Source organism: Chitinibacter sp. S2-10 (assembly GCF_046530675.1).
Lineage (GTDB): Bacteria > Pseudomonadota > Gammaproteobacteria > Burkholderiales > Chitinibacteraceae > Chitinibacter.
This window is the reverse complement of sequence record NZ_CP172558.1, coordinates 2,413,820-2,435,721: the sequence shown is the minus strand read 5'-3', so window position 1 is coordinate 2,435,721 and position 21,902 is coordinate 2,413,820. Positions and strand designations below refer to the sequence as shown.

Below are 21,902 nucleotides of genomic sequence, written 5' to 3'. Positions count from 1 at the left end.
AAAATGAAAAAAATGATTGTACTGATCATGATCACGGCTTTCGGTTTGAGTGTGTCGACTGCGATGGCCTGCCCCAAAGGCACTCATCCACGTGGTGGCACTGGCTCGCACCATAAAGGTGGGTACTGCTCAAGTTAAGAAACCGGAATCTCATGCCACAACAACCAACCGCCTTCGGGCGGTTTTTTATTGCCACACTAAAAATATATTTAGTATTTTGCTATTGATTTAAAATTAGTGTTTTGCTAAATTTCACTTCATCGACACTTCATGAGGTGAATCATGCAGCCCTACCAACAAACCCAACTCGCCATTCAGCAGGCATCTCCACCTGCCCCAAATATCCGCCGCCCACCAGGTCGCCAGCTGGTGCGCGACATCTCCGAAGATTTTTCATTGCTGCAATTTTTGACCCGCCACGGCTGGCGCATCACCGATGCCGACTACAAGGCAGGCTGGTATTGGGCGCAACGCACGAGCCAGCAATCCAGATGATGAAAACCGCCAAAGAACTATTCCAACTGATCGCGCTAGCCGTGATCTGGACAGCAGCCGGCATCGGCTGGCTGATGCTCGAACAAATCTATACGCACTAAGGAAACACCAATGTCAGATCAAAACGACTTGGCCAGCGACATCGAACAAGCCCAACGCGAGGCCGCGCTGGCAAAAACCCGCGCCGCAGCGCGAATGCAATTTGCCACCGAATGCCGTCATTGCGGCGACGATCTGGAAGCACATCGCCAGACCTACGGCAGCTGCATCGACTGCCAGACCCGCATCGAAAAACAGCAAAAACAAGGCATTCGATGCGCGAACTGAAATTTTATTGTCGCAGCTGTAAACAGCTCATCGGGCGCGGCCAGCACATGCCGGATCGCTGCCACCGATGCCGATCAACCGACATCATTGGCCGCACCAACTAATGCCACGCAAACCCTGCAACACCAGCAACCAAGCCAGCCGACAGCGCAACAGCCGCCTCAGCTGGTTTCAAAGGCAACAGAAACGCGATCGACAGGTTAGCCAGCAACGCAGCGAACCAGGACACGAGCCAAAAGGACGGGATTGATTGATGAACACCGCATTTTTACTCATGGCGCAATTTGAAACGCCGCTGATCCCGCTGGGCAAGGTGGGTGAATTTCTGGGGATGAGCGAGCATCAGATCAACGTGCAGGCCAGCAAACAGCAGCTGCCGTTTCCGGTGATCAAACTATCCGACTCACAAAAAGCCCCCCGCTTCGTTCGCATCGAAGACTTGGCCAAGCATATCGACCAGCAGGCGCTCAAGGCCAAAACGATTTGGGAACGGGGGCAGCTGTGAACTGCGGTGTAAAAATCCAGCGCGACACAAACTCAGGCCGCCTTATGCGTAGCCACGTACTCACGCAAAGCTTCATCCATGCGGGTTTGCCAGCCATCGCCGGTGCCTTTGAAGTAATTCACCACCTCAGCACTATAACGCACCGTCAGCTGCACTTTTTTATCCGTCGATTTTGGGCGGCCGCCTTTGGGCTTCAACATCTCGGTGGCTGCGGCCTGGCCAAACAAGCCCGGCAGCATCTCAGCCGCAGGCCGTGCCTTGGCAAATGTTTCGGCCGTCCACTCTGGGTTATCGTCGTGAATGGGTTTAACTTGTTTGGTTTTCATAATGAGTCACCTCTCTACGATTGGCTTTGCGCAGACTAATCACATGGACCGCGCCATCACGGGGCGTAAAGACCAGCATATGCAACCGCTCGCCAATATAGCCCAATGCCTGAAAACGCCGCTCGCCGTAATCCTGCCGAGTATCTTCGACCAACAACGCCGAAGACCAGTCAAAATCAGCCGCCAGCTCGAAAGATAATCCCCGCTCAGCAATATTGCGCTGTTGTTTTGTTGGGTCGTAGCTGATTTTCATGAGGTTATTGTAGTTACACAAACGTCTTTTAACAAGCACTCATCAGGAAACATCACCTTGCCAAAAATGATACCGCTGGTTTACAGTGCGAATGTCGCGTTCAATAGCGCGATGCGAGTTTGGCGACTCGGAAATTAGACGACGGGTATCCGCGTAAAGCGGTTTTTTTACGCCCGTTGCACAGTCATACCCCTATGGGTGGGCTGTGTGGGATACCTCCGGGTATGCCGGTTTCGTCTTTCCGGTTCGCCAACCTGCACAGTTCCGCCCACCTTCGTTTGGCGACGAAGACGCGGATTTAATCTGCTAAAGACGAGGTCATATCATGACAAATACTCAGCACGCGCTCGTTCCGAGCAACACCATCCAGTTTCACGGCCACACTCTTATTCTGCTCGACATTAGCGGCACGCAATTCGTCGCCATTAAACCGATCTGCGAAGCAATCGGACTTGATTGGGCTTCGCAACTTAGTCGTATCAAACGTGATGCAGTCTTGAATTCGACTATTGTCATTACGACTACAGTTGCCGAGGATGGAAAGGCGCGCAAAATGGTCTGCCTGCCGATCAGCTACCTCAACGGCTGGCTATTCGGCATCGACACCGCCCGCGTCAAACCCGAGCTGCGCGACACCATCACCCTCTACAAACGCGAATGCTACCAAGCGCTGCACGATTACTGGATCACCGGTTTGGCCAACACATCGCGCGCCTTAAGCACGCAGGAAATACTGACCTTCTGCGACCTCAGCAACATCGCGTCATTGCTGGCCGGTGCGCGCCGGATGCGCGAAGCATGGAAAGCGATCAGCCCCTCATTGCGACTGATGAAATCGCCCCTCGCACGGGAATATCACGACGCCTTCGCCGACGCCGCATTCAACATCCAATACCTGAACCACCTATCCGAAGCCCCAACAACCCCACACGCCCTACCCCGACAAGCAACGCAGCGGCATCGTTGATGCGTGTAAATAAAAGACAACATAAAGCCCGCAGTTGCGGGCTTTATCCATCCCAGATTTACTCAACTGCATTAAACTTACAAGAATCATACACATCAAAAACTAACCAATCATGTCCCCTCACGCCAAACAACTGCTTAATAAATGCTCAACTCAACTCGACATTATTCTTAGAGACATAAGAAATTTCCTAGATGAAAGTACTCTTAATGGAGAAAACAACGACTTAGCAATGCCAATAGCATTCGATCTTGAATTCCGCACCATCACCTTATTGGAAAAAATAAAAAACAATGAAATACCTAGCCAAGAATCAAATAGCTCAGAGCTAAAATTATTACATGATCACCACGAAAAAATAACATCAATTACCGACAAAAATAAAAACGATAAACTACTAAATATATTAACAAAACTATTTAAGCTCAATTCAACAATTTCACAATATCACACAGAGAACCTCAACCAGAAAAAACAATTAAATGAATCAATCAGAATAACCAGCACACCAAACCGAATGAATACAATTGAGGAAAAACTAGAACAATTAGAATTATTCAGACAACAAAATCAACACTCAATCAAAAAACTCAAGTCATTTCATGACCACATCGATGAAACCAGCAATCAAATAACAAAACTACACAAAGAAAAACAAGAATTAATAGAAGGCCTTGAAAAATACACCAAGGAAAAATCGGAAGAACTTAGCCAATTTTCACACATCACCAGCAATACAATTACTGATTTCAATACCAATATTGAAAATATCAAAAAAGAATTCAATGAAAAATTGTCTGAATTAAATGAGCTACTTGATGTAGCAAGCCAAAGAACAATTGCAGGCGATTATTCTGGAAATGCTGATAAAGAAAGGAAAGCGGCCAATTTACTTCGAATCTTTGCAATTTTACTCATGCTTGTCGTTGTGGGCATTTTTGCATACGCACTGCACGAAGCGGCTACCAGTGATCTGGATTTGAAAAAGGCAATGTTTCGGTTTGTGGTTGGATTATTTTTGTCTGTTCCTGCTGCTTATTTGTCACGAGAGTCTGCCAAACACCGCGAGCAGCAAAACCATTATCAACACACGTCTCTTGTCCTCAAAACGATTGATCCCTATCTCACGTCACTACCCGAGGCAGAGCAACACAAACTCAAAGCTACGCTGGCCATGCAGATATTTACATCGCGCGAACACCCCAAACACAGTACAGACTCATACCCTATCAATATGCATGAGTTATTAGTTGAACTAATCAAAAAAGTAGATTTTAGCAAAGCAACAGATAAACTTGCCGACAAGCCAGCAGACAAAAAAGAACAGTCATAATCCAATTACAGGACAAACAAAATGCTCGATAAATTGCTCGACACACTGGAATACAAACCGCGGTTGATCACCTTGGCCGGAAAGGCTTTCATGTGGTCTGGCTTTATGCTGTTTATCACAGGGCTTGTTATTCGCTTATTCGATCAAGCCATTCAAAATCCGCTATTGAAATACAGCTCACAGAATGCGCCATCAGTCAGAAATACACTTCCCGACATACTGAACACCATCATTCCCGACAGCGCCATTGGGCTGACCTGTGCAGCCGCGCTCGCTGCGTACGGTGCTTGGGTTGCTCACATAGGCAAAGGGGAAGAAAAGAAATTGAAGCAATGGATAGAAAGCTAAATACCAAGCTGGTCAATTAAGAAATCGAGCGCCAAAGCTCCAAAATCCTGATCGAAGCCTTTAGCCTACACGTCTTCTTTGACCGGCTACACCAAATCCAAGAAGCCTGGCAAACCCTCGCCCCAGCCCTACGCCAACTCGAATCCCTCATCTACCGCCGCTACGTCAACACCTTCCAAGACTTCAAACTCAACACACTCAACCTGAAGCGCGTCGAGACGATCGCCGCCAAGCAATACCACAACCGCAGCAACCTGCTTGGACATTGATCGTGCAAATAGCAGACAAGAAAAAGCCCGCGGTTGCGGGCTTTTATATATCTTCAAATAATCAAAAGGATCGCCAAGATGAACAACAAAAAAGCATAAGCAATTCCAGCAGTATCAAGTGCCCTTGAGAGGATTAGCTTGGCTTGATTTATTGGGGCATCAGATAATTCAGCTTTATCAACAGATGTTAAATTGCTAAATATTCGCCTACTCCAAGATTCACGAGCAACCTCAGCGGATGCAAAAAATTGTCTGGAAACGTGTAAAACAGAGTATGCCCTGTAAGAAATATAAACTATTGCCATTAATATTAGCAACTTAGCAAAGAAAGGATCCAATTTACCCTTTTCAAACAATGCAAGTCTTGTAATCAACAAACCTACAATAGCAACAATATCTCCAGCGACACGATTTGATATTTCCTGCGCATCTTTAGATACTTGCGCAGCAACATCAAATACAGCCTTTCTTATATCAACCATAACTTTAATACTTTCTCTAGCCTCTTTGTCCAGCAACGAATCATAATTGAGCTGCGCAGCTTCAAGAGCATGAGTAGCTGAAGATTTAAGGCAATCCCAAATAACTCCTCCCACTCCTTCGCGAACAAAACATCCTAAATAGATTTGATGCCTTGTCTTAGCATCTCTTTTTGGCGAAACAATCCAGGATACAATATCTTGGAGCTCTTGAAAGCAATCAACATGGATGCCACTTGCATCATTTAGTACAAAATCTATTTTTTTGTCTGCTTTAATTGTTAATACTCGAACATCATGTTGATCTCTTACTATTTTATTTCCCATCAATCTCACTAAAACTTCAGAACAAGTTCTTCTCCATATATTAAAGTAATCACAATCATTATCTGGCAGCGTCCGCAACAAAAAGAAAGGAATAACTTGATCAATCAAGCTTTCCAAATGCCCATTCAAGAATGTAGAAAAACTTCTTTCAATATCAAGAGAGTCATCAACACTAACATGCGACGAGTCATATCTTGAGATCGGCAAAAATTCACATGATAAAGAAGAAAACCCAAAAACAGAGTTAATCAACACTAACCTTCTAGCCGATATCTTTACTAAACTTTTTTCAAAACCTTTGTGGGTAACGAAGAAGCATGGCAATTCAATATTTTTCAGAAAAATGCAGCTAATCGAATCGCCATAAATTTCCTCATTCAAGTCATCTGACCCTATTAACTCATCTAAGTTATTATTTCTAATCGTGACACTCTTAAAAAATTCACCTGAGCCCAAGAGAATTAATTCATTGAGAGCAATAACCGTTTCAGCGCAAGCATTAAACTTGATCGAAAAATATCCACAATCTTCATCACAAGAAAATTCATGGAGATCAGCTAGAGCTGCGAATCTACTAACCCAATTGATCAGCATCTTCTTCTAGACCATTAGATATATCAATCACAATAGTCTCCCCTTCTTTTCTGTACTTCCCAGAGTCAATATGACTCTGATCAAAATTAATTACAATACCATCTAATGTTTTTGTTCTGTATTTTGATGGTTTTTTAACTGATTCTTTATCAAACTCAAATTTCTCTCCCTCTATTTTCCCTTTCTTCAGTTCTCGTTCAAACACTTCAACCAAGGCAGGCGAATCATCCCCAACTAAAACCCCCAAGAAAACTGCAATTTCATCAGGATCAAAGCGAGCCCCATCTCTTTGTGAATATTCATATAATCTAGATTTATATGTCTTCCTAATTTCTTTAGGCAACAAATCATTACCGACTGCAAACTTGACAAATGAATCCACTACTTTTTGAAATTTCTCAGTCAACTCTAAATCATCATAGAGTCGAACAACCCCTAAATAATTCCTGAAATATTTAGTGATACCCTTTCTTTCACTTCTATCGATCACATATACAATCGATTCTTCACCACTAAAAGAAATCAGAGCTGATTTTTGCATTGCCTGCGGCTTCTTAACAAATGTAGTATCAAGCAACTCAAAATCTAAAACTTCCTCGCCACGCTCATTGATTTTACTCTTATAGTGCACAACATCATCATGCTCATATTTTATTATCGAGTAAATTTTATCTTCATTATTTTCTATTTCAAACAACAAAAAAGCACCAGGAACTGCTCCACCCTGACTTGTAATTGCCAAATGAAATAAGTCTGCCAGATTAATACTTTGTTCATTAAAATTCTCGCCACGCCCTTTAACTCCTTTTAGAACGGAATACACACCAGACGCGGGGAGAAATTCACATTTGCAGCCTTTAATAGTTTCTTGAATTCTTCCAAGAAAAAACTCCTGATGAACAACATCAGTAGCTGGTAAGTGTCTAGATCGTTCTTCGCCATCCTCACCAACAACGTGCATTGCCATCTTTAAAATAATAGGATTATTTAGTTGAATTTCCATTTATTTATCACTTTTCAAACATAAGTCATTATAAAGGCAATTGATACAAAAACGGCCTAGTCTGCGTCAAATCAATCTAATTTACTCACTAAAGACGCGGGGTCTTCCCGATAGTACGTGTTCATCAAAATTCGCAATCCCTATGCCCAGATACCTTGGTCAACTCCATCGGCATTAGTTTTTTGGCCAAACGTGTTAGGCCTTCAGCGCGGCTATTGTGAAAGCACAACCCTTCAATCAGAGCATGATCGCGCGCTTTGCGGAATAGCACATCCAGCGAGGCAGATTTCATCGCAAACACCGGCTGGCCATCGCTGGCGATACCTTGCTATGACTGTAAAAGTCTAACCGCTTCGCGGGACAAAGGCACGTCCCGCGGGTGACCATTCTTGGTTTGTGGTAAATGCACGAATCTGGGCAATCGGAACAGCGCCCAACCTCATCGCCGATCACTACGCCCACCAACATCCACCGGGTGCAACACCTCCCGATGCAAATCCTCAGCCTTAAGCTGGGTATAGCGCGCCAAGTTTTTCCAGCTACGATGGCCGGACACCAGCGCCACTTCCTGAATCTGGTAGCCCTGCTCGAATAAGCGGCTAATCGCCTCATGGCGCAGATCATGAAAAGTCAGGCCGTCGATCTTGGCCAAGCGGCACAGGCGCTCGAACCGCGCCCGTACGCCGTCTGCGTTAAAGGGGAAAATCCGCTCATCCGTCACCGGCTGCACCTTGATGATGGAGAATGCTTCGCCCAATAGCGGCACGATCTGATTGTTGCCCAGCTTTTCTTTTGGATCTTTGCGATCCCGAATCACGATGGTTTTTTTGCTCTCATTCAGATCAGCCCAGCGCAGGCCCACAATCTCGCTTTGACGCATACCGGTTTCGATCGCAAAACGCACGATATCGGCGATGGGAATCACGCCCTTGTGCTTCCACTTTTCGGCCTGAGCCAGAAACGCCCCCAGCTCGCCCGGTTGCAAACGGCGATCACGCTCCGCCGATTTGGCCAGCAGACCCAATTGCCGGCACTGCTCTTTGCCCAGGTCAAACTCAGCCACCGGCGCATCGATGCCGAAATACGCTTTTGCAGTGCGCAGCACACCACCCAGATAAATCACATCCTGGTTGATCGTTTGCGGCTTTGCACCCTGCGCACGCCGCTCGCGGCAATGATTGATCAAGGCCACCGCAGTCAAATCGACCAGCCTCATTTGACCCAGCGGCGCCGCCGACACAATCCGCAATACACTGCGCTTGCTATCGCCCAACGGCTTGTCTTTCTCGACAAAGGCAACGTACTTATTGATCAGCTCGGCAATCGTCATGCCTTTGAGGTGACGGGTTCGCAGTGCCGTGTCATCTTTCATGGCCTCGGTGAGCTTGGCCGCCCACTCTTCGGCCTCCCGCCGGGTAGCGGCCTCGACTCGCGCGCCTTTGCCCAATACCAGAAAATTGCGCGCCTCAGAAAGCACGGTCTTGCCACCCCGCTTTAAGCGCACCAAAGCCTTAAAACTAATCGTGCCGTCTTTGTTTTCTATGCGTAAAATAGTAGCCATCGCAAGCCGCAGTGTACCGTGACAAAAAATCAGTCAAAACAGTACACTCACGGTACACTTTACGCAAACAAATACGCAGTAAACCCAATAAAACCAAAACAATGCCAAACAACGAAAACCAAGCAAAACAAGACCTAAACCCAATAGAATCAACAAATACAAGGTCTAGACGCTTTTGCATCGCCCCGATGCTCGACTGGACAGACCGGTTTTACCGGCGCTTTGCGCGTGAGTTATCCACTCAAACCTGGCTTTACACCGAAATGGTCAATACCGGTGCGATTTTGCATGGCGACCCAATGCGGCATTTGCGTTTTGATGCGGCCGAGCATCCGGTTGCGCTGCAATTGGGCGGTAGCGAGCCGGCTGATTTGGCTCGTTGCGCCAAAATCACCGAAAACTGGGGCTATGACGAGGTTAATCTGAACGTCGGCTGCCCGAGCGAACGCGTGCAGTCGGGCTCTTTTGGCGCCTGCCTGATGCTCGAACCCAAACTGGTTGCCGATTGTGTCAAAGCGATGAAGGACGCCTGCCAGATCGACGTGACGATCAAGCACCGTATCGGCATCGACAAAGTGGAAGAGTATGCTTTTGTCCGCGACTTTGTTGGCGAAGTCGCCCAAGCCGGTTGCCAGACGTTTATCGTTCATGCGCGCAACGCCATTCTGAAAGGGTTAAGCCCCAAGGAAAACAGGGAAATTCCGCCGCTGAAATATGATTATGTGTATCAGCTCAAGCGCGACTTTCCCGAGCTGGAAATCATTATCAATGGCGGAATTAACACGATTGAACAGAGTCTAAGTCATCTGGAGCACGTCGATGGCGTGATGGTTGGTCGCGAGGCTTACCATAACCCATGGATTCTGACCGAAGTTGATGCGGCAATATATGGACAGCCACAACGTGAGCAAACACGGCTTGGCGCGATGGCCAATCTGCGGCCCTTTGTCGAAAGTGAACTTTCAGCCGGAACGCCATTGCGTTTTATTGCCCGGCATATCCTTGGGCTGTATCAGGGGCAGTACGGTGCAAGGCAATGGCGCAGAATGCTATCTGATGCCACACTGTTAAAAAACGCGGATTGGCGGCTGATCGAACAGGCGCTCAATCAGATCGAACAGAGCCTTGCCCTTCGTGAATCACCATATAGCGAGTCTTGATATGTCCAAATTTGCAGTGTCTATCATCCTGTTGCTCGGCCTAAACAGCATCAGTCTGGCTGACGATATTGTCCTGCTCGGCACGATGGGCAACAAAGGTCTGTTCCAGATCAATGGGCAGAAAAAAACCCTGCAAGCCGGACAGGAAAGCGGCGCATTCAAAATCGTCACCGTCAACGCCGAATCGGCCATGATCAGCAGTAATGGCAAACAGCGGCAACTGCAACTCGGGCAGGGTTATGTCTCGCAAGAATCAGGGCAAGCCACTGGCGGCGGCTCGCTGACGCTGACACCCGATGAGCGCGGCCATTATATGGTTGACGTCGGGATCAATCAGACCGCCCAGAAAGGCATCGTCGATACCGGAGCGACTCACCTTTCAATTTCTCGCAACACGGCCGACAGCATGAACATCAAGTACAAGGATGGTCAGATCGGTTATTCGCAAACCGCCAATGGCCGGATTGGTGCCTGGCTGATCAAATTACCTCAAGTCAAAGTCGGCAATGTCATGCTCTATGATGTGCAAACGGTGATCCGGGACAGCGTTGACAATGGCCCTATCCTGGTTGGAATGAGTGTCCTTAACCGTTTCCAGATGAAGCGCGAGCAAGAGCTGATGATACTCAGTAAAAAAGTTTATTAATTACCCCGCCACAGTATATGGCTGCAAGGCAGAAATTTCATTTAGTACAGCTATATACCCAAAGATTAATCTATGCAGAAAATCGTCCTCGCCAGCAATAATGCGGGCAAACTCAAAGAGTTTGCCCATTTACTATCACCATTCGAGCTGCAGATCATCGCACAGGGCGAGCTGAACGTCCCCGAATGTCCCGAGCCCTATGGCACTTTTGTCGAAAACGCACTCGCCAAAGCGCGGCATGCCGCCAAAATCACCGGCCTGCCCGCGCTGGCCGATGATTCCGGGCTTTGTGTTCACGCGCTAGGCGGCGCACCCGGCGTTTATTCAGCCAGATACGCGGGCGAGCCCAAATCGGACGAGCGTAATAATGCCAAGCTGCTGACTGAGCTGGCCGGCCAATCTGATCGTCGTGCCTGGTACTATGCTTCGCTGGTGCTGGTACGCAGTGAGCATGATCCGCAACCGCTGATTGCCGACGGCGTTTGCGTCGGTGAAATTGCACAAGTTGCACAGGGGGCAGGCGGTTTCGGTTATGATCCGCTGTTCTGGTTGCCGCAATTGAATAAAACCGTCGCCCAGATTACGCATGAAGAAAAAAGCCAGATTTCACACCGCGCCAAAGCGCTTAAAAGTCTGATCGCGAAACTGCAGGAAACCGGTTTATGAGCCACCCCCATCTCAGCCACGGCGAAAGCCGCTGGGCCAAATGGTGCCGCGACGATGGCAGCGTGGTGTCGTGCACCGAGAAAGTCAAAGTCATGAATGAAAACCTCGATGAATTGTCGCAAATGGCACAAGACCTGTTTGAAGACGGTTTATTGATGGAAGTCTCGGCCGAACAGATGCGGCAAGTGCTGCATCAACTGGTCGATAGACTGCATGACCCCTATCGCAAATCCTGAATCCCCCAATTTCAATTCAAATCCACAGAGAAATCACATGAAAAAAGCTCTATTGGCGCTCGCGCTCGTTTTCCCGGTTGCCACCAGCATGGCGGCAACCCCGTCCAAAAAAGCCAGCCAGGCTTCGGCAGTGAGCGAAATCAACAATCCATTTACCCCCGAGCGCAATCAGGCCACCGGCAATCTGAGCATGACCATCATCATTCAGCAGAAAATGGCGATGGCCTGCAAGGACAAACCCGATTTGAACGAAGAAAAAATCAAGGCTTCACTCAAAAAATGGATCGATAAAAATAAAATCTACCTGCAAACCCACGCCGATTATATGGGCGGCTATTTTGCGACAGTCCAGCAATTTGAAGGTGAAGAAACCGCCAAAAAAGTACAGGCGGATATGAAAAAAACCTTCAATGAACAATCCGATTCAGTCATCAAAACTGCATTCGAGAAAAAAGGCCCGGAAGCCGCGTGCAAACAGTATTTTGCTGCAATGAATGACGGCAAAATGGACATTAAAACTAGCCACCCTGACTACAAAGTGCTCAATGGCATGGTCGAATACTCCAAAAAAGCCATGGCCAAAACCGCCAAACAATAAGCACCATGCAGACCATTTCGCTTCAGCAACTCTCGTCCGGCCTCACCGCACTGCCGCCACTGGCTTTGTATATTCATTTCCCGTGGTGCGTGAAGAAATGCCCGTATTGCGACTTCAACTCGCATGCGGTCAAAGATGCCACCACCGCGAGCGGTCTGCCTGAGGATCAATATATCGACGCGCTGATTAGCGATCTGGAAAGTGTGCTGCCGCAAGTCTGGGGGCGTTCGGTTTCGAGCATCTTCATGGGCGGCGGCACGCCGAGTTTATTCTCAGCCGCCAGCATGGACAGATTGCTGGAGGCGATTCGCGCACGCGTCAAGCTCAACCCCGACGCTGAAATTACGCTCGAAGCCAATCCGGGGACATTCGAGATCGAAAAGTTCGCCGGCTACGCCGCAGCGGGGATCAACCGGCTCTCAATCGGCATTCAAAGCTTTAATCCTGAGCATTTAAGCGCCTTGGGGCGGATTCATAATCGCGACGAAGCCTTGCGCGCGGTCGAAATTGCGCATCAGCATTTTAGCAATTTCAACCTCGACATCATGTACGCGCTGCCCAAGCAAAGTCTGGCGCAGGCACAGGCCGATATTCGTCTGGCGATTGAATGCAATTCAACGCATTTAAGCGCCTATCACCTCACGCTCGAACCCAATACGCTGTTTCATCGCTACCCGCCCGCGCTGCCCGACGACGATCTGGCCGCCGATATGCAGGAAATGATCGAAGCTGAACTGGCGAGCGCCGGTTTTGAGCATTATGAAACCAGTGCTTTCGCGAAAAGTGGACGGCGCAGCCAGCACAATCTGAATTACTGGCAGTTTGGCGATTACCTGGGCATTGGCGCTGGCGCGCACGGCAAAATCAGTTTTCACGATAAAATCATTCGCCAGGCACGCTATAAACAGCCGACGGAATACTTGGCCAAAATGGCCGCCGGCAATGCGATTCAGACCGAAAACGTCGTCGAGAAAAGCGAATTGCCGTTTGAATTTATGCTCAATCTATTGCGCCTGACCGAAGGTTTTCCGCTGGCGTTATTTACCGAGCGCACCGGACAGCCGCAAAGCAAAATCTTCGCTGAAATCGAACGCGCCTGTCGTGAGGGCCTGCTCGAAAGGGATTTACACTGGGTCAAGCCGACAGAGAAAGGCCAGCGCTTTTTGAATGTGTTGATGGAACGTTTTTTACCGTAGGATGGGTTAGGCCACAACAAGGCATGAGCAATACACTAAGTCCAAAGGCCGTAAGCCAGCGCAATGCAATCAAGAATACAATGGGTATATGGCTGTAACCTAGAATAATATTAAGCAGCAAGCACATACCTAACACCCGTACCAATAGGATTTTTTATGGAATGGCCAGTCGCGACATTGTCGCCGAGCGAAAAATACAATCTGATCACCGACTGCGTCGTGCCGCGGCCGATTGCCTGGGTGAGCAGCATTGATGCGGCTGGCAAAATCAATATCGCGCCATTTTCCTATTTCAATATTGTCTCCAGCGACCCGATGATTGTGTCGCTCAGCGTCAACCGGCGCATGGCAAACGAAGGCGAGAACGAGCAGAAAGACACCGCGCTCAATTTGCAGCAAACCGGCGATTGCGTGATCCATATCCCGTCGCACGATCACGCACCGGCCGTGCATGCTACCGGATCGGGCATTCCGCCTTCGCAGGAACAAATCGACGCACTCGGACTGCAATTTAGTCCTTCGCAACAGGTCAAAACGCCACGACTGGAAAATTGCGGCGTCGCGCTCGAAGGCCGGTTTTTGCAGCAAATCGCGATCGGCAATCCGGTCGTTGCCGACCTGATTCTGGTCGAAATTGTCCATATTTATGCCGCAGATGATTTGCTGCACAAAGGTCGCGTGCATCCCGAGCCGTATGCGATTAATGCCAATAAACGTAATTAATCGGGCGAGCCCGCTCCTACGGATATTATTTTTTTGATGAAAAAGGAACACACCATGAGCAAAGCAATCATCCATTCCGATAACGCACCGAAAGCCGTTGGCACTTATTCGCAGGCGGTCAAAGTCGGCAACACCGTGTATTTGTCGGGCCAGATCGGCCTTGATCCGGTGAGCGGCGAGCTGGCTGACGGTTTTGAAGCGCAAACACATCGCGTTTTCCAGAACCTACGCGCGGTATGTCAGGCCGCCGGTGGCGATTTGTCCGACATCGTCAAGCTGGGTGTGTTTGTCGTTGATCTGGCCAACTTTGCCAAATTGAATGAAATCATGGGCGAATACTTCAGCGCGCCCTTCCCGGCTCGCGCAGCTGTGCAGGCTGCGGCACTGCCTAAAGGCGCAATTGTTGAAGCCGATGCGGTGATGGTACTGGGTTAATATGGGCAACACCGCGTATCTGATCGCCAAATACCTGATCACCGCCGCCGTGGTGGTCGGTATTTCCGAAGTCGCCAGCCGCTATGAGCGGATTGGAGGCTTACTGGCCGCGCTGCCACTGGTCACCTGCCTGACGCTGATCTGGCTTTATGTTGAAAAACAACCCGATGCCAGAATTGCTGCGCATGCCTGGTATACCTTCTGGTATGTGTTGCCGACTTTGCCGATGTTTCTGGTTTTTCCATTTTTGCTGGCGAAACTGGGTTTTTGGCCAGCGCTGATCGTCAGTGCAGTCGCAACGATCGCTTTGTTTTTTGTCTACGCCCAGCTCTTGGCACGCTTTCAGATTCACCTACTCTAGGGGTGTATACACCCCCAGAGCAATAGCGGATTAATCTACAGCAAGATACCCACAGGATAAGCCAGCATGACTTTCCAGAATCCGTCCGATGCAGAAATCAAAGCCATTTTGCTCGCAACCAAACGCATCGCCGTGGTCGGTCTGTCCGACAAGCCGACGCGTGCCAGCCATGGCGTGAGTAAATTGATGCAGCAATGGGGCTTCAAGATTATTCCGGTCACGCCCAAACCGCTGGCGAGTATCCTTGGGGAAAAGGTATATCCCGATCTGGCGAGCGTTCCCGGCGAAATTGATCTGGTGAATGTGTTCCGCCGCAGCGAAGAAGCGGGTCATGTCGTCGACGAAGCAATTGGGCGCGGCGCCAAAGCCATCTGGCTGCAACTGGGTATTATCGACGAGGCGGCGGCCGAACGCGCCAAAGCGGCCGGGATTCCCATCGTGATGGATCGTTGCTTAATGGTCGAATACGGCCGACTTTTCGCAGATTAACTTGCCGCTGCTGCACTGCAGCGTTAGCCTTATCCAACTTCAAGAAAATACCGACAGCATGAAATTAAAATTCAGCAAAATGCAGGGCCTGGGCAATGATTTTATGGTGATCGACGGTGTTCGCCAGCAAGTAACGCTCAGCAGCGAACAAATTGGCCAGCTCGGTGATCGCCATTTCGGCATCGGTTTTGATCAACTGTTGTTGGTTGAAAAAAGCAGCACACCCGGCATCGACTTTCGCTACCGCATTTTCAATTGCGACGGCTCCGAAGTTGAGCAGTGCGGCAATGGCTCGCGCTGTTTTTCCCGCTTTGTTTTCGATCAAGGCTTGAGCGACAAAACCGAAATCGCCGTCGAAACCGCCAAAGGCGTGATTTATCCCAAGCTCGAATCCGACGGCAATGTCACCGTCAATATGGGCGTGCCGCGTTTCAAACCGCAGGAAATCCCATTTCAGGCTCCCGACGAAGCCATCATTGACCCGCTGATCGTTGATGGTCAGGTTTATGACATTTCGGTCGTTTCGATGGGTAACCCACATGCCGTGCAGGTTGTTGAATCAGTCGATGACGCGCCGGTGCTTGAGCACGGCCCCTTGATCGAAAATCACCCGCGCTTCCCACAAAAAGTGAACGCCGGCTTTATGCAGATCATCAGTCGTCGTCAAATCCGCCTGCGAGTGTTTGAACGCGCGGCCGGTGAAACGCTGGCCTGTGGTACGGGCGCCTGCGCTGCGGTCGTCACCGGAATCCGCCGCGGCCTGCTCGATGAAACTGTGCTGGTGCATACCCGTGGTGGCGATTTACATATTTCGTGGGCTGGCACAGGTCAGCCAGTGATGATGACGGGACCTGCGGTTACCGTATTTGAAGGTTCTATAGATATTTAATCGAGGGCAACATGCAAGCGAATGATATTGTTCTATGGCTCAAGCAAAATCCGGCATTTTTTGACGATTTTGCAGACGATATTGCACAGATTTTTGTCCCGCACAGTCATGGCGGCCATGCCGTTTCACTGGCCGAGCGTCAATTACTGACACTGCGTGACCGCAATCGTCAATTAGAAGTTCGTCTTAGCGAGCTGCTGCAGTTTGGCGTCGAAAACGATAGCATTTCCAACAAACTGCATCACCTCACCGTCGATTTGATGCGCGCGAATGATCTGTCTTCGATTATCGGGACGCTCGAATATCATTTGAAAGAACGTTTTGGCGTTCCCTTTATGACCCTGCGTCTGTGGCTACCTGCTGGTGACTGCAACCTGATGGAATTCTCGCCGGTCAGCGAAACCATCAGCAAACTGGCTGAAAATCTGGTTTCTCCCTATTGCGGGCCTTATGTGACCGACGAGGTACTCGACTGGTTTGCGAGCGATACGGGCGAGCTAAAATCATTTGCCCAGTTTGCCCTGAAACAGGGAGAAACGCCCTTTGGCATCCTGGTATTGGCCAGCAATGACAGCGACCGTTTTTACCCCGATATGGGAACGCTGTATCTGCAGCGCCTGTCCGAGCTGGTGTCGGCGGCCATCAGGCGCGTCATTCCTGACGATGCCCAAGCATAAAGTCGCAGCAAATACATTTACACCAGATAGCGCCACTCAGGCGCTATTTGTCCATTTTTTCCGCCATTTGCAAGGTGAAAAAATGGCCAGCCCGCACACGATGGCGGCCTACGAGCGCGATTTACAACATCTGGCTCGCTTAAGTCAGTCACACAATCTGGAGCAGCTTGGCGCGCAACAAATCCGCGGTTTTATTCGCCAGCTGGCAAGTAGTGGTTTATCTGGCCGTTCAATTGCCCGGATTTTATCGGCCTGGCGTGTTTTTTACCGGCTGATGATTCGCGATTTTCACTGGCCGCTCAATCCGGTCGAAGGCATCAAAGCGCCCAAAGTCAGCAAAGCCCTGCCCGCCACACTCAATAGTGATAACGCCGTCGGCTTTCTCGAAAATATGCCCGACGACGAGGGACTCGATGCCCGCGACAAGGCAATTTTCGAGCTGGCGTATTCGTCGGGACTGCGAGTCGGCGAGCTGGTCAACGTCAGGCTGATTGATCTGGATATACCGCACGGGATGGCCAGCATCACCGGTAAAGGCAATAAAACCCGGATCGTGCCGATCGGCAAAGCGGCAATCGAAGCTTTGCGACACTGGTTAACGATTCGCCCTCAATGGGTTCGTGGCCAGACCAATACCGTGTTTGTCAGCAAGAATGGCACCCCTTTGACGACTCGCGCGGTGCAATTGCGCTTAAGGCACTGGCAAGTCAAACTGGGAATCAAGGAACCGCTCTACCCGCATAAACTGCGCCATAGCTGCGCCAGCCATTTGCTGCAATCATCCGGTGATTTGCGTGCGGTGCAGGAGCTGCTCGGCCACGCCAGTATTGCGACCACCCAGATTTACACGCATCTGGACTTTCAGCATTTGGCCGAGGTGTATGACAAGACGCATCCACGCGCCAAGCTGCCAAATACCCAACCAGAGTATCAGCCCAAAGAGCAGAGCGAACCCAACCTGGAAAGCAATACCCCAATGGATCGCAAATAATCAGTTCAATTCGCCCGTGAATTCGAACAGATCATAACCGTTTTGCTGCTCGATCAGTTTGGCCGCACGGACAAACATTTCGCGCTCGCCCATCAGTACCGAATACTCACGCAACGGTGTGTATTGCCCTTTTGGCGCGGCAAGGCGTGCAGCCTGTTTGAGCGCCGGAATCGCCGGCAGCAGCAGAGCCGGAAAATAACTGCCCGCTTCGCTCTGCTGGGTTGAGCGCATCAGAATGGCGACCGCTTTGGCGCTCATCACCTGCAAACCCATTTCCATTGCGCCGTTATGATGCTGTTGCATCCAGCGGATCGATCCGACCATCCAGTGACTTTCCTTGGCGACCGACAAGGCGACAATCTCGCCGGCTTTGGCACGCTCGTCGGGCAAATGCTGGGTCAAAATCCCATAACCACCTGGGCTTTCGTTAATCACTTGCCACTGCGTCAATTCCAGATCTTTTTCCGCAACAATAATATGCTCCGCGCCGCCGGGCTGCCCCTGATTCAAACGGAATGCGGTACGGCGCAAACCGAAAGCGACGCTGATACTCGAATGAGTTGGAATCCGTTGATACATGCGATGCGGAACAATGCTCCATTGCCGGATCACCCGGCGCAGGATTTCCAGCCACATCAGCACTTTGGCGCGATCTTTGGCCATTGGTGCCTGCGCCTCGACCGAATGCTCGGCTTTGTGCAGTTTTTTGGCCAGCTCTATCGTATCAAACAGCAAAGCTTGCCCGAGATGATTGTCGAGCGAGCGATTGCCGACATAAACCGGTGCCTTGTCAGACTCGAGTTCGATCAGAAAATAACCCGCAGTCGATGACAATTTACTCAGCGGTTGAAAATGTGCATGCGGCGCGTAGTTTTCGATAATCTCGATCACTTTATCGAGCTCGGAGCCGGCAAAACGATGCGGGTCGGCCAAGGCCAGCAAAATCATCTGTTTGTACAAGGTCGCAATCGGACGGCTGGCCTTGTCTTTCGGATTCTCGTTTTTAGGCTCGTCGAGCATCTTGTTTTCGGCGCAATAGCAAAAGGTCTGGTGCATTTCCAGCCACATGCCTTCGGACAAATTCTGGTACAAGCGCCCCGACACCTGGAAAACGCGCCAGTAGGCATACAGCAAAGATTGAAACAGCGCCGGTGCTACCTTATTACCGGTACCGCCAAACAGGCTAAAGCGTTTTTCGTCGAGTTTTTCCTGAATCGCCACTTTCCAGCCCGTTGCCAGCTCGTGCCAGACATTGCGCGCCAGCTGGGCGGCAAGTCGCGCCGACTCTTTCATCGGCAAACCCGGTGAGGCGTAGGCGATTTCAAAAGCGCCGGTCAGCATTTCAATCGAGTTTTGATATTCGGCGAGCAAAGGCGCACGCAAGTCCGGCTCAAGCTTGGTTCGATTGAGTACCGTCAAGGCGTCGAGCATCAAGCGACCAGCCTCGATGACATTGGCCGTTGGCAAGGCAATCAGCCATTCCTTGAGCTTTTTCGGGTCGGTCTCAACCGAGCCAGTCAAGTTGGGGTCAAATTCAGGGAGGATAAATTTCAAAGTCATGGCCGTGGTGGATTTATGCTTCGCTCTAATGCTTGCAATGCCGCAGCGCAGAGCATTTGCGTCTGTGCGACATCAATAATATACGGAGGCATAAAATATACCGTATTTCCTACCGGTCTCAATAAAACTCCGGCATTTAGTGCATTTTGGAAAAATTTCTGTGCGAAATCAGGGGGGGCATCGATCACGTCAAACGCCCAGATCATGCCGCGCTGCCGCCAGTGACGGATTTGCGGGTGCTCGGCCAGTGGCGAAAAAATACGGCTCATTGTCTGTGCCTTGTCGCGGTTTTGCACAATCACGTCATCGTCGCGGAAAATCTGCAAAGTCGCCAACGCCGCCGCGCACGCCAGCGCATTGCCGGTGTACGAATGCGAATGCAAAAATGCTTTGGCGGTCTCGTCGGCGTAAAAAGCCTGATAAATGGCATCGCTGCACAGTACGACCGCCAAGGGCAGATAGCCGCTGGTAATGCCTTTGGACAGGCAAATCAGGTCAGGCTTGATCCCCGCCTGCTCGCAGGCAAACATCGTACCGGTACGGCCAAAACCGACTGCGATTTCATCGGCAATCAGCAGTACATCATATTGATCACAGAGTATACGCGCCTGAGCCAGGTATTCCGGCGCATACATCGCCATACCCACCGCCCCTTGCACCAAAGGCTCGACGATCAGCGCAGCGATTTCACCGTGATGCGCTGCCAGTACCCGCGCCAGATCAGCGAGCGCTCGTGTGGTGTAATCGGCAGCCGATTCTCCCTCGGCGGCCAGCCGCGGATCGGGGCTCATCACCGCAAAATTTTCGCGCACCAAGGGCGCGTAGGCAGTGCGGAAAATCGGCACATCGGTGACCGATAGCGCGCCGACCGTTTCGCCGTGATAACTGTCGGCCAGATAGACAAAGCGGTTTTTTTCCGGCTGACCCAAATTGCGCCAGTAATGCGCGCTCATTTTCAGCGCGATTTCGGTTGCCGATGCGCCGTCCGAGCCGTAAAACGCATGACCCAGCCCGGTCAATTCGCCTAAAGCTTCGGAGAGCGCAACGACTGGCTCGTGCGTAAAACCGGCGAGCATGACATGCTCTAGCGTGTCCATTTGCCGACTGATGGCGGCCTTGATACGCGGCTCGTTATGGCCAAATAAATTGACCCACCAGCTTGAAACGCCATCGATCAAACGACGGCCATCGCAATCGGTCAGCCAGACGCCATCGGCGCGGGCAATCGGCACCAGCGGCAAGCTTTCGTGGCGTTTCATTTGCGTGCACGGATGCCAGACAGCGGCCATGCTACGCGCCAATAGAGATTGATTGTCAGTCTTCATCGCGCCATTCTCGCATACTCTGGCAAAATCAATCAGGGTTAGGATTATCGGCTATAGCCAGAGCGTACTTTGCCCTGCAGAATGAAATGTTCTGTTCCATCCGGATTCTTGCATGAAAGTTCTCGATCTGCGCAGCGACACCGTGACCCAGCCCACCGATGAAATGCGTCAAACGATGGTCAACGCCGTCGTCGGCGATGATGTCTATGGCGATGACCCGACTGTCATTGAGCTGGAGCACGCTGCAGCGTACATGCTGGGCAAGGAAGCTGCGCTCTTTGTACCCAGCGGCACTTTCGGCAATCAGCTGGCGATTTTGACGCATTGCCAGCGCGGCGATGAAGTCATCGTCGGTGACGATAGCCATATTGTCTGGCACGAAGCTGGCGGTGCCGCGGTGATTGGTGGCGTGCAATTGCGAACGATTGAAAGTGTTGATGGCGTCTTGAGCGCAGAAAAAATCAACAGCAAAATCCGCCACGGCATCGATATTCATGAGCCGAAAACCGGACTGATTTGTCTGGAAAACGCACATTCCAATGGCCGCGTGATTCCATTGGCCGCAATGCGTGAAGTATGGCAAGTTGCGCAAGACCAGAATATCCCGCTCCATCTGGACGGCGCACGGATTTTTAACGCCGCAACGCATTTGCAAGTCGACGTACGCGACATCGCGCAATACTGCGATAGCGTGATGTTTTGCCTGAGTAAAGGCTTGGCGGCACCTGTCGGTTCGATGCTGGCCGGATCACACGACTTTATCGCCCGCGCACGCCGTTTGCGCAAAATGCTCGGCGGTGGTTTGCGCCAGGTCGGCGTTTTGGCGGCGCCAGGTTTGATCGCGCTCAAAACGATGAGCCTGCGTCTGAATGAAGATCACGACAACGCACGCGAACTGGCGCGCCAGCTCGCTGCCATTGATGGCATCGAAGTCGATCTGGACTCAGTGCAGATCAATATGGTCTGGTTCCGCTTTACGCGTGACATCGACGCCGCTGCGCTGACCGCCGCTTTTGCCACAGCGAGTATTAAAGTGAATCCACCCGAAAATGGCTGGATGCGTCTGGTCACGCACTGGCAAATTGAAGCCAACGATTTGACACGAATTAGCGCTGTTTTACAGCAGGCATTGCAATGATCACAAACACCGTAGGAGCGGCTTT

28 protein-coding genes are annotated in these 21,902 nt (G+C 50.3%); 21 read left to right on the top strand and 7 right to left on the bottom strand.

The features are described 5' to 3' along the window. Positions 1-3: 3 nt before the first annotated feature. The 4 genes from ACG2XO_RS11490 (at position 4) to ACG2XO_RS11475 (ending at position 1,327) form a co-directional block, all read left to right on the top strand. The gene (locus ACG2XO_RS11490; protein WP_410498125.1) at positions 4-138 is read left to right on the top strand and encodes a hypothetical protein; all 135 of its coding nucleotides are present in this window, start codon (positions 4-6) and stop codon (positions 136-138) included. A 144-nt stretch (positions 139-282) separates the two neighbouring features. Further along, entirely contained in the window at positions 283-495 is a 213-nt protein-coding gene (locus ACG2XO_RS11485) for a hypothetical protein (protein WP_410498124.1), read from the top strand. A 111-nt stretch (positions 496-606) separates the two neighbouring features. Continuing rightward, positions 607-822 (top strand): hypothetical protein, encoded by a 216-nt coding sequence (locus tag ACG2XO_RS11480; RefSeq protein ID WP_410498123.1) that lies wholly within the window; start codon positions 607-609, stop codon positions 820-822. Between the two features lie 253 nt (positions 823-1,075). Continuing rightward, positions 1,076-1,327, top strand: coding sequence for a pyocin activator PrtN family protein (locus ACG2XO_RS11475; RefSeq protein ID WP_410498122.1), 252 nt, complete (start codon positions 1,076-1,078; stop codon positions 1,325-1,327). Positions 1,328-1,359: 32 nt separating this feature from the next. Here the strand turns inward: ACG2XO_RS11475 and ACG2XO_RS11470 are convergent, their stop codons facing one another. Both ACG2XO_RS11470 and ACG2XO_RS11465 read right to left on the bottom strand, forming a co-directional pair. Further along, positions 1,360-1,653 (bottom strand): BrnA antitoxin family protein, encoded by a 294-nt coding sequence (locus ACG2XO_RS11470; RefSeq protein WP_410498121.1) that lies wholly within the window; start codon positions 1,651-1,653, stop codon positions 1,360-1,362. After that, entirely contained in the window at positions 1,634-1,906 is a 273-nt protein-coding gene (locus ACG2XO_RS11465; protein ID WP_410498120.1) for a BrnT family toxin, read from the bottom strand. Before ACG2XO_RS11465 ends, ACG2XO_RS11470 begins: the two co-directional genes overlap by 20 nt. A 325-nt stretch (positions 1,907-2,231) precedes the next feature. Here ACG2XO_RS11465 and ACG2XO_RS11460 point away from each other — a divergent pair, with 325 nt between their 5' ends. The 3 genes from ACG2XO_RS11460 to ACG2XO_RS11450 all read left to right on the top strand — a co-directional run bounded on the left by ACG2XO_RS11460 (position 2,232) and on the right by ACG2XO_RS11450 (position 4,554). Continuing rightward, positions 2,232-2,873 carry a phage antirepressor N-terminal domain-containing protein gene (locus ACG2XO_RS11460; RefSeq protein ID WP_410498119.1) on the top strand — a complete coding sequence of 214 codons (642 nt, stop codon included), beginning with the start codon at positions 2,232-2,234 and terminating at the stop codon, positions 2,871-2,873. Positions 2,874-2,985: 112 nt separating this feature from the next. Further along, the gene (locus ACG2XO_RS11455) at positions 2,986-4,206 is read left to right on the top strand and encodes a hypothetical protein (RefSeq protein ID WP_410498118.1); all 1,221 of its coding nucleotides are present in this window, start codon (positions 2,986-2,988) and stop codon (positions 4,204-4,206) included. Positions 4,207-4,227: 21 nt separating this feature from the next. Next, positions 4,228-4,554 carry a hypothetical protein gene (locus tag ACG2XO_RS11450; RefSeq protein ID WP_410498117.1) on the top strand — a complete coding sequence of 109 codons (327 nt, stop codon included), beginning with the start codon at positions 4,228-4,230 and terminating at the stop codon, positions 4,552-4,554. Between the two features lie 322 nt (positions 4,555-4,876). Here ACG2XO_RS11450 and ACG2XO_RS11445 read toward each other — a convergent pair whose 3' ends face one another. From ACG2XO_RS11445 to ACG2XO_RS11435, 3 genes are all read right to left on the bottom strand, one after another. After that, positions 4,877-6,223: a hypothetical protein gene (locus tag ACG2XO_RS11445; protein ID WP_410498116.1), complete on the bottom strand. Its 1,347-nt coding sequence runs from the start codon at positions 6,221-6,223 to the stop codon at positions 4,877-4,879. After that, the gene (locus ACG2XO_RS11440; protein WP_410498115.1) at positions 6,204-7,226 is read right to left on the bottom strand and encodes a nucleoid-associated protein; all 1,023 of its coding nucleotides are present in this window, start codon (positions 7,224-7,226) and stop codon (positions 6,204-6,206) included. The genes ACG2XO_RS11445 and ACG2XO_RS11440 overlap by 20 nt, the downstream gene beginning before the upstream one ends. Positions 7,227-7,665: 439 nt before the next feature. Continuing rightward, on the bottom strand, positions 7,666-8,787 hold the full coding sequence (locus tag ACG2XO_RS11435) for an integrase (protein ID WP_410498114.1): 1,122 nt from the start codon (positions 8,785-8,787) through the stop codon (positions 7,666-7,668). 188 nt (positions 8,788-8,975) lie between these two features. Between ACG2XO_RS11435 and dusA the strand changes: the two genes are divergently transcribed. The 13 genes from dusA (at position 8,976) to ACG2XO_RS11370 (ending at position 17,854) form a co-directional block, all read left to right on the top strand. Further along, entirely contained in the window at positions 8,976-9,947 is a 972-nt protein-coding gene (gene dusA, locus ACG2XO_RS11430) for a tRNA dihydrouridine(20/20a) synthase DusA (RefSeq protein ID WP_410498113.1), read from the top strand. 1 nt (position 9,948) lies between these two features. Next, positions 9,949-10,593: a TIGR02281 family clan AA aspartic protease gene (locus ACG2XO_RS11425; RefSeq protein WP_410498112.1), complete on the top strand. Its 645-nt coding sequence runs from the start codon at positions 9,949-9,951 to the stop codon at positions 10,591-10,593. A 72-nt stretch (positions 10,594-10,665) separates the two neighbouring features. Then, entirely contained in the window at positions 10,666-11,259 is a 594-nt protein-coding gene (gene rdgB, locus ACG2XO_RS11420; protein ID WP_410498111.1) for an RdgB/HAM1 family non-canonical purine NTP pyrophosphatase, read from the top strand. Next, positions 11,256-11,495 carry a hypothetical protein gene (locus ACG2XO_RS11415; protein ID WP_410498110.1) on the top strand — a complete coding sequence of 80 codons (240 nt, stop codon included), beginning with the start codon at positions 11,256-11,258 and terminating at the stop codon, positions 11,493-11,495. The genes rdgB and ACG2XO_RS11415 overlap by 4 nt, the downstream gene beginning before the upstream one ends. A gap of 37 nt (positions 11,496-11,532) precedes the next feature. Beyond that, the gene (locus ACG2XO_RS11410; protein ID WP_410498109.1) at positions 11,533-12,093 is read left to right on the top strand and encodes a hypothetical protein; all 561 of its coding nucleotides are present in this window, start codon (positions 11,533-11,535) and stop codon (positions 12,091-12,093) included. 5 nt (positions 12,094-12,098) lie between these two features. After that, a complete protein-coding gene (gene hemW, locus ACG2XO_RS11405; protein WP_410498108.1) occupies positions 12,099-13,289 on the top strand; it encodes a radical SAM family heme chaperone HemW in 1,191 nt (396 codons plus the stop codon). Between the two features lie 156 nt (positions 13,290-13,445). Beyond that, a complete protein-coding gene (locus tag ACG2XO_RS11400; RefSeq protein WP_410498107.1) occupies positions 13,446-14,012 on the top strand; it encodes a flavin reductase family protein in 567 nt (188 codons plus the stop codon). A gap of 54 nt (positions 14,013-14,066) precedes the next feature. Beyond that, positions 14,067-14,447, top strand: coding sequence for a Rid family detoxifying hydrolase (locus ACG2XO_RS11395; protein WP_410498106.1), 381 nt, complete (start codon positions 14,067-14,069; stop codon positions 14,445-14,447). Between the two features lies 1 nt (position 14,448). Continuing rightward, positions 14,449-14,808, top strand: a complete 360-nt coding sequence (locus ACG2XO_RS11390) for a DUF3147 family protein (RefSeq protein WP_410498105.1) — start codon at positions 14,449-14,451, stop codon at positions 14,806-14,808. 66 nt (positions 14,809-14,874) lie between these two features. Continuing rightward, positions 14,875-15,297, top strand: a complete 423-nt coding sequence (locus ACG2XO_RS11385; RefSeq protein ID WP_410498104.1) for a CoA-binding protein — start codon at positions 14,875-14,877, stop codon at positions 15,295-15,297. Positions 15,298-15,355: 58 nt separating this feature from the next. Further along, entirely contained in the window at positions 15,356-16,186 is an 831-nt protein-coding gene (gene dapF, locus ACG2XO_RS11380) for a diaminopimelate epimerase (protein WP_410498103.1), read from the top strand. 11 nt (positions 16,187-16,197) lie between these two features. Beyond that, positions 16,198-16,863, top strand: coding sequence for a DUF484 family protein (locus ACG2XO_RS11375; RefSeq protein WP_410498102.1), 666 nt, complete (start codon positions 16,198-16,200; stop codon positions 16,861-16,863). Beyond that, positions 16,850-17,854, top strand: coding sequence for a tyrosine recombinase XerC (locus tag ACG2XO_RS11370; RefSeq protein WP_410498101.1), 1,005 nt, complete (start codon positions 16,850-16,852; stop codon positions 17,852-17,854). Before ACG2XO_RS11375 ends, ACG2XO_RS11370 begins: the two co-directional genes overlap by 14 nt. Here the strand turns inward: ACG2XO_RS11370 and ACG2XO_RS11365 are convergent, their stop codons facing one another. Then, positions 17,855-19,414 carry a hypothetical protein gene (locus tag ACG2XO_RS11365; RefSeq protein ID WP_410498100.1) on the bottom strand — a complete coding sequence of 520 codons (1,560 nt, stop codon included), beginning with the start codon at positions 19,412-19,414 and terminating at the stop codon, positions 17,855-17,857. Beyond that, entirely contained in the window at positions 19,411-20,739 is a 1,329-nt protein-coding gene (locus ACG2XO_RS11360; protein ID WP_410498099.1) for an adenosylmethionine--8-amino-7-oxononanoate transaminase, read from the bottom strand. Before ACG2XO_RS11360 ends, ACG2XO_RS11365 begins: the two co-directional genes overlap by 4 nt. A 112-nt stretch (positions 20,740-20,851) precedes the next feature. Here ACG2XO_RS11360 and ltaE point away from each other — a divergent pair, with 112 nt between their 5' ends. Next, positions 20,852-21,877, top strand: a complete 1,026-nt coding sequence (gene ltaE / locus ACG2XO_RS11355) for a low-specificity L-threonine aldolase (protein ID WP_410498098.1) — start codon at positions 20,852-20,854, stop codon at positions 21,875-21,877. Positions 21,878-21,902 lie beyond the last annotated feature (25 nt).

Excerpts from the sequence above, each read along its gene's own strand:
- ACG2XO_RS11475 (WP_410498122.1), top strand. The coding sequence starts at position 1,076 with ATGAACACCGCATTTTTACTCATGGCGCAATTTGAAACGCCGCTGATC.
- ltaE (WP_410498098.1), top strand. The coding sequence starts at position 20,852 with ATGAAAGTTCTCGATCTGCGCAGCGACACCGTGACCCAGCCCACCGAT.
- ACG2XO_RS11435 (WP_410498114.1), bottom strand. The coding sequence starts at position 8,787 with ATGGCTACTATTTTACGCATAGAAAACAAAGACGGCACGATTAGTTTT.
- ACG2XO_RS11365 (WP_410498100.1), bottom strand. The coding sequence starts at position 19,414 with ATGACTTTGAAATTTATCCTCCCTGAATTTGACCCCAACTTGACTGGC.
- hemW (WP_410498108.1), top strand. The coding sequence starts at position 12,099 with ATGCAGACCATTTCGCTTCAGCAACTCTCGTCCGGCCTCACCGCACTG.
- ACG2XO_RS11490 (WP_410498125.1), top strand. The coding sequence starts at position 4 with ATGAAAAAAATGATTGTACTGATCATGATCACGGCTTTCGGTTTGAGT.
- ACG2XO_RS11450 (WP_410498117.1), top strand. The coding sequence starts at position 4,228 with ATGCTCGATAAATTGCTCGACACACTGGAATACAAACCGCGGTTGATC.
- ACG2XO_RS11445 (WP_410498116.1), bottom strand. The coding sequence starts at position 6,223 with ATGCTGATCAATTGGGTTAGTAGATTCGCAGCTCTAGCTGATCTCCAT.
- dapF (WP_410498103.1), top strand. The coding sequence starts at position 15,356 with ATGAAATTAAAATTCAGCAAAATGCAGGGCCTGGGCAATGATTTTATG.
- ACG2XO_RS11395 (WP_410498106.1), top strand. The coding sequence starts at position 14,067 with ATGAGCAAAGCAATCATCCATTCCGATAACGCACCGAAAGCCGTTGGC.
- ACG2XO_RS11390 (WP_410498105.1), top strand. The coding sequence starts at position 14,449 with ATGGGCAACACCGCGTATCTGATCGCCAAATACCTGATCACCGCCGCC.
- ACG2XO_RS11375 (WP_410498102.1), top strand. The coding sequence starts at position 16,198 with ATGCAAGCGAATGATATTGTTCTATGGCTCAAGCAAAATCCGGCATTT.
- ACG2XO_RS11485 (WP_410498124.1), top strand. The coding sequence starts at position 283 with ATGCAGCCCTACCAACAAACCCAACTCGCCATTCAGCAGGCATCTCCA.
- ACG2XO_RS11415 (WP_410498110.1), top strand. The coding sequence starts at position 11,256 with ATGAGCCACCCCCATCTCAGCCACGGCGAAAGCCGCTGGGCCAAATGG.
- ACG2XO_RS11460 (WP_410498119.1), top strand. The coding sequence starts at position 2,232 with ATGACAAATACTCAGCACGCGCTCGTTCCGAGCAACACCATCCAGTTT.
- ACG2XO_RS11425 (WP_410498112.1), top strand. The coding sequence starts at position 9,949 with ATGTCCAAATTTGCAGTGTCTATCATCCTGTTGCTCGGCCTAAACAGC.
- ACG2XO_RS11400 (WP_410498107.1), top strand. The coding sequence starts at position 13,446 with ATGGAATGGCCAGTCGCGACATTGTCGCCGAGCGAAAAATACAATCTG.
- ACG2XO_RS11410 (WP_410498109.1), top strand. The coding sequence starts at position 11,533 with ATGAAAAAAGCTCTATTGGCGCTCGCGCTCGTTTTCCCGGTTGCCACC.
- ACG2XO_RS11480 (WP_410498123.1), top strand. The coding sequence starts at position 607 with ATGTCAGATCAAAACGACTTGGCCAGCGACATCGAACAAGCCCAACGC.
- ACG2XO_RS11440 (WP_410498115.1), bottom strand. The coding sequence starts at position 7,226 with ATGGAAATTCAACTAAATAATCCTATTATTTTAAAGATGGCAATGCAC.
- rdgB (WP_410498111.1), top strand. The coding sequence starts at position 10,666 with ATGCAGAAAATCGTCCTCGCCAGCAATAATGCGGGCAAACTCAAAGAG.
- ACG2XO_RS11360 (WP_410498099.1), bottom strand. The coding sequence starts at position 20,739 with ATGAAGACTGACAATCAATCTCTATTGGCGCGTAGCATGGCCGCTGTC.
- ACG2XO_RS11465 (WP_410498120.1), bottom strand. The coding sequence starts at position 1,906 with ATGAAAATCAGCTACGACCCAACAAAACAACAGCGCAATATTGCTGAG.
- ACG2XO_RS11455 (WP_410498118.1), top strand. The coding sequence starts at position 2,986 with ATGTCCCCTCACGCCAAACAACTGCTTAATAAATGCTCAACTCAACTC.
- ACG2XO_RS11385 (WP_410498104.1), top strand. The coding sequence starts at position 14,875 with ATGACTTTCCAGAATCCGTCCGATGCAGAAATCAAAGCCATTTTGCTC.
- dusA (WP_410498113.1), top strand. The coding sequence starts at position 8,976 with ATGCTCGACTGGACAGACCGGTTTTACCGGCGCTTTGCGCGTGAGTTA.
- ACG2XO_RS11370 (WP_410498101.1), top strand. The coding sequence starts at position 16,850 with ATGCCCAAGCATAAAGTCGCAGCAAATACATTTACACCAGATAGCGCC.
- ACG2XO_RS11470 (WP_410498121.1), bottom strand. The coding sequence starts at position 1,653 with ATGAAAACCAAACAAGTTAAACCCATTCACGACGATAACCCAGAGTGG.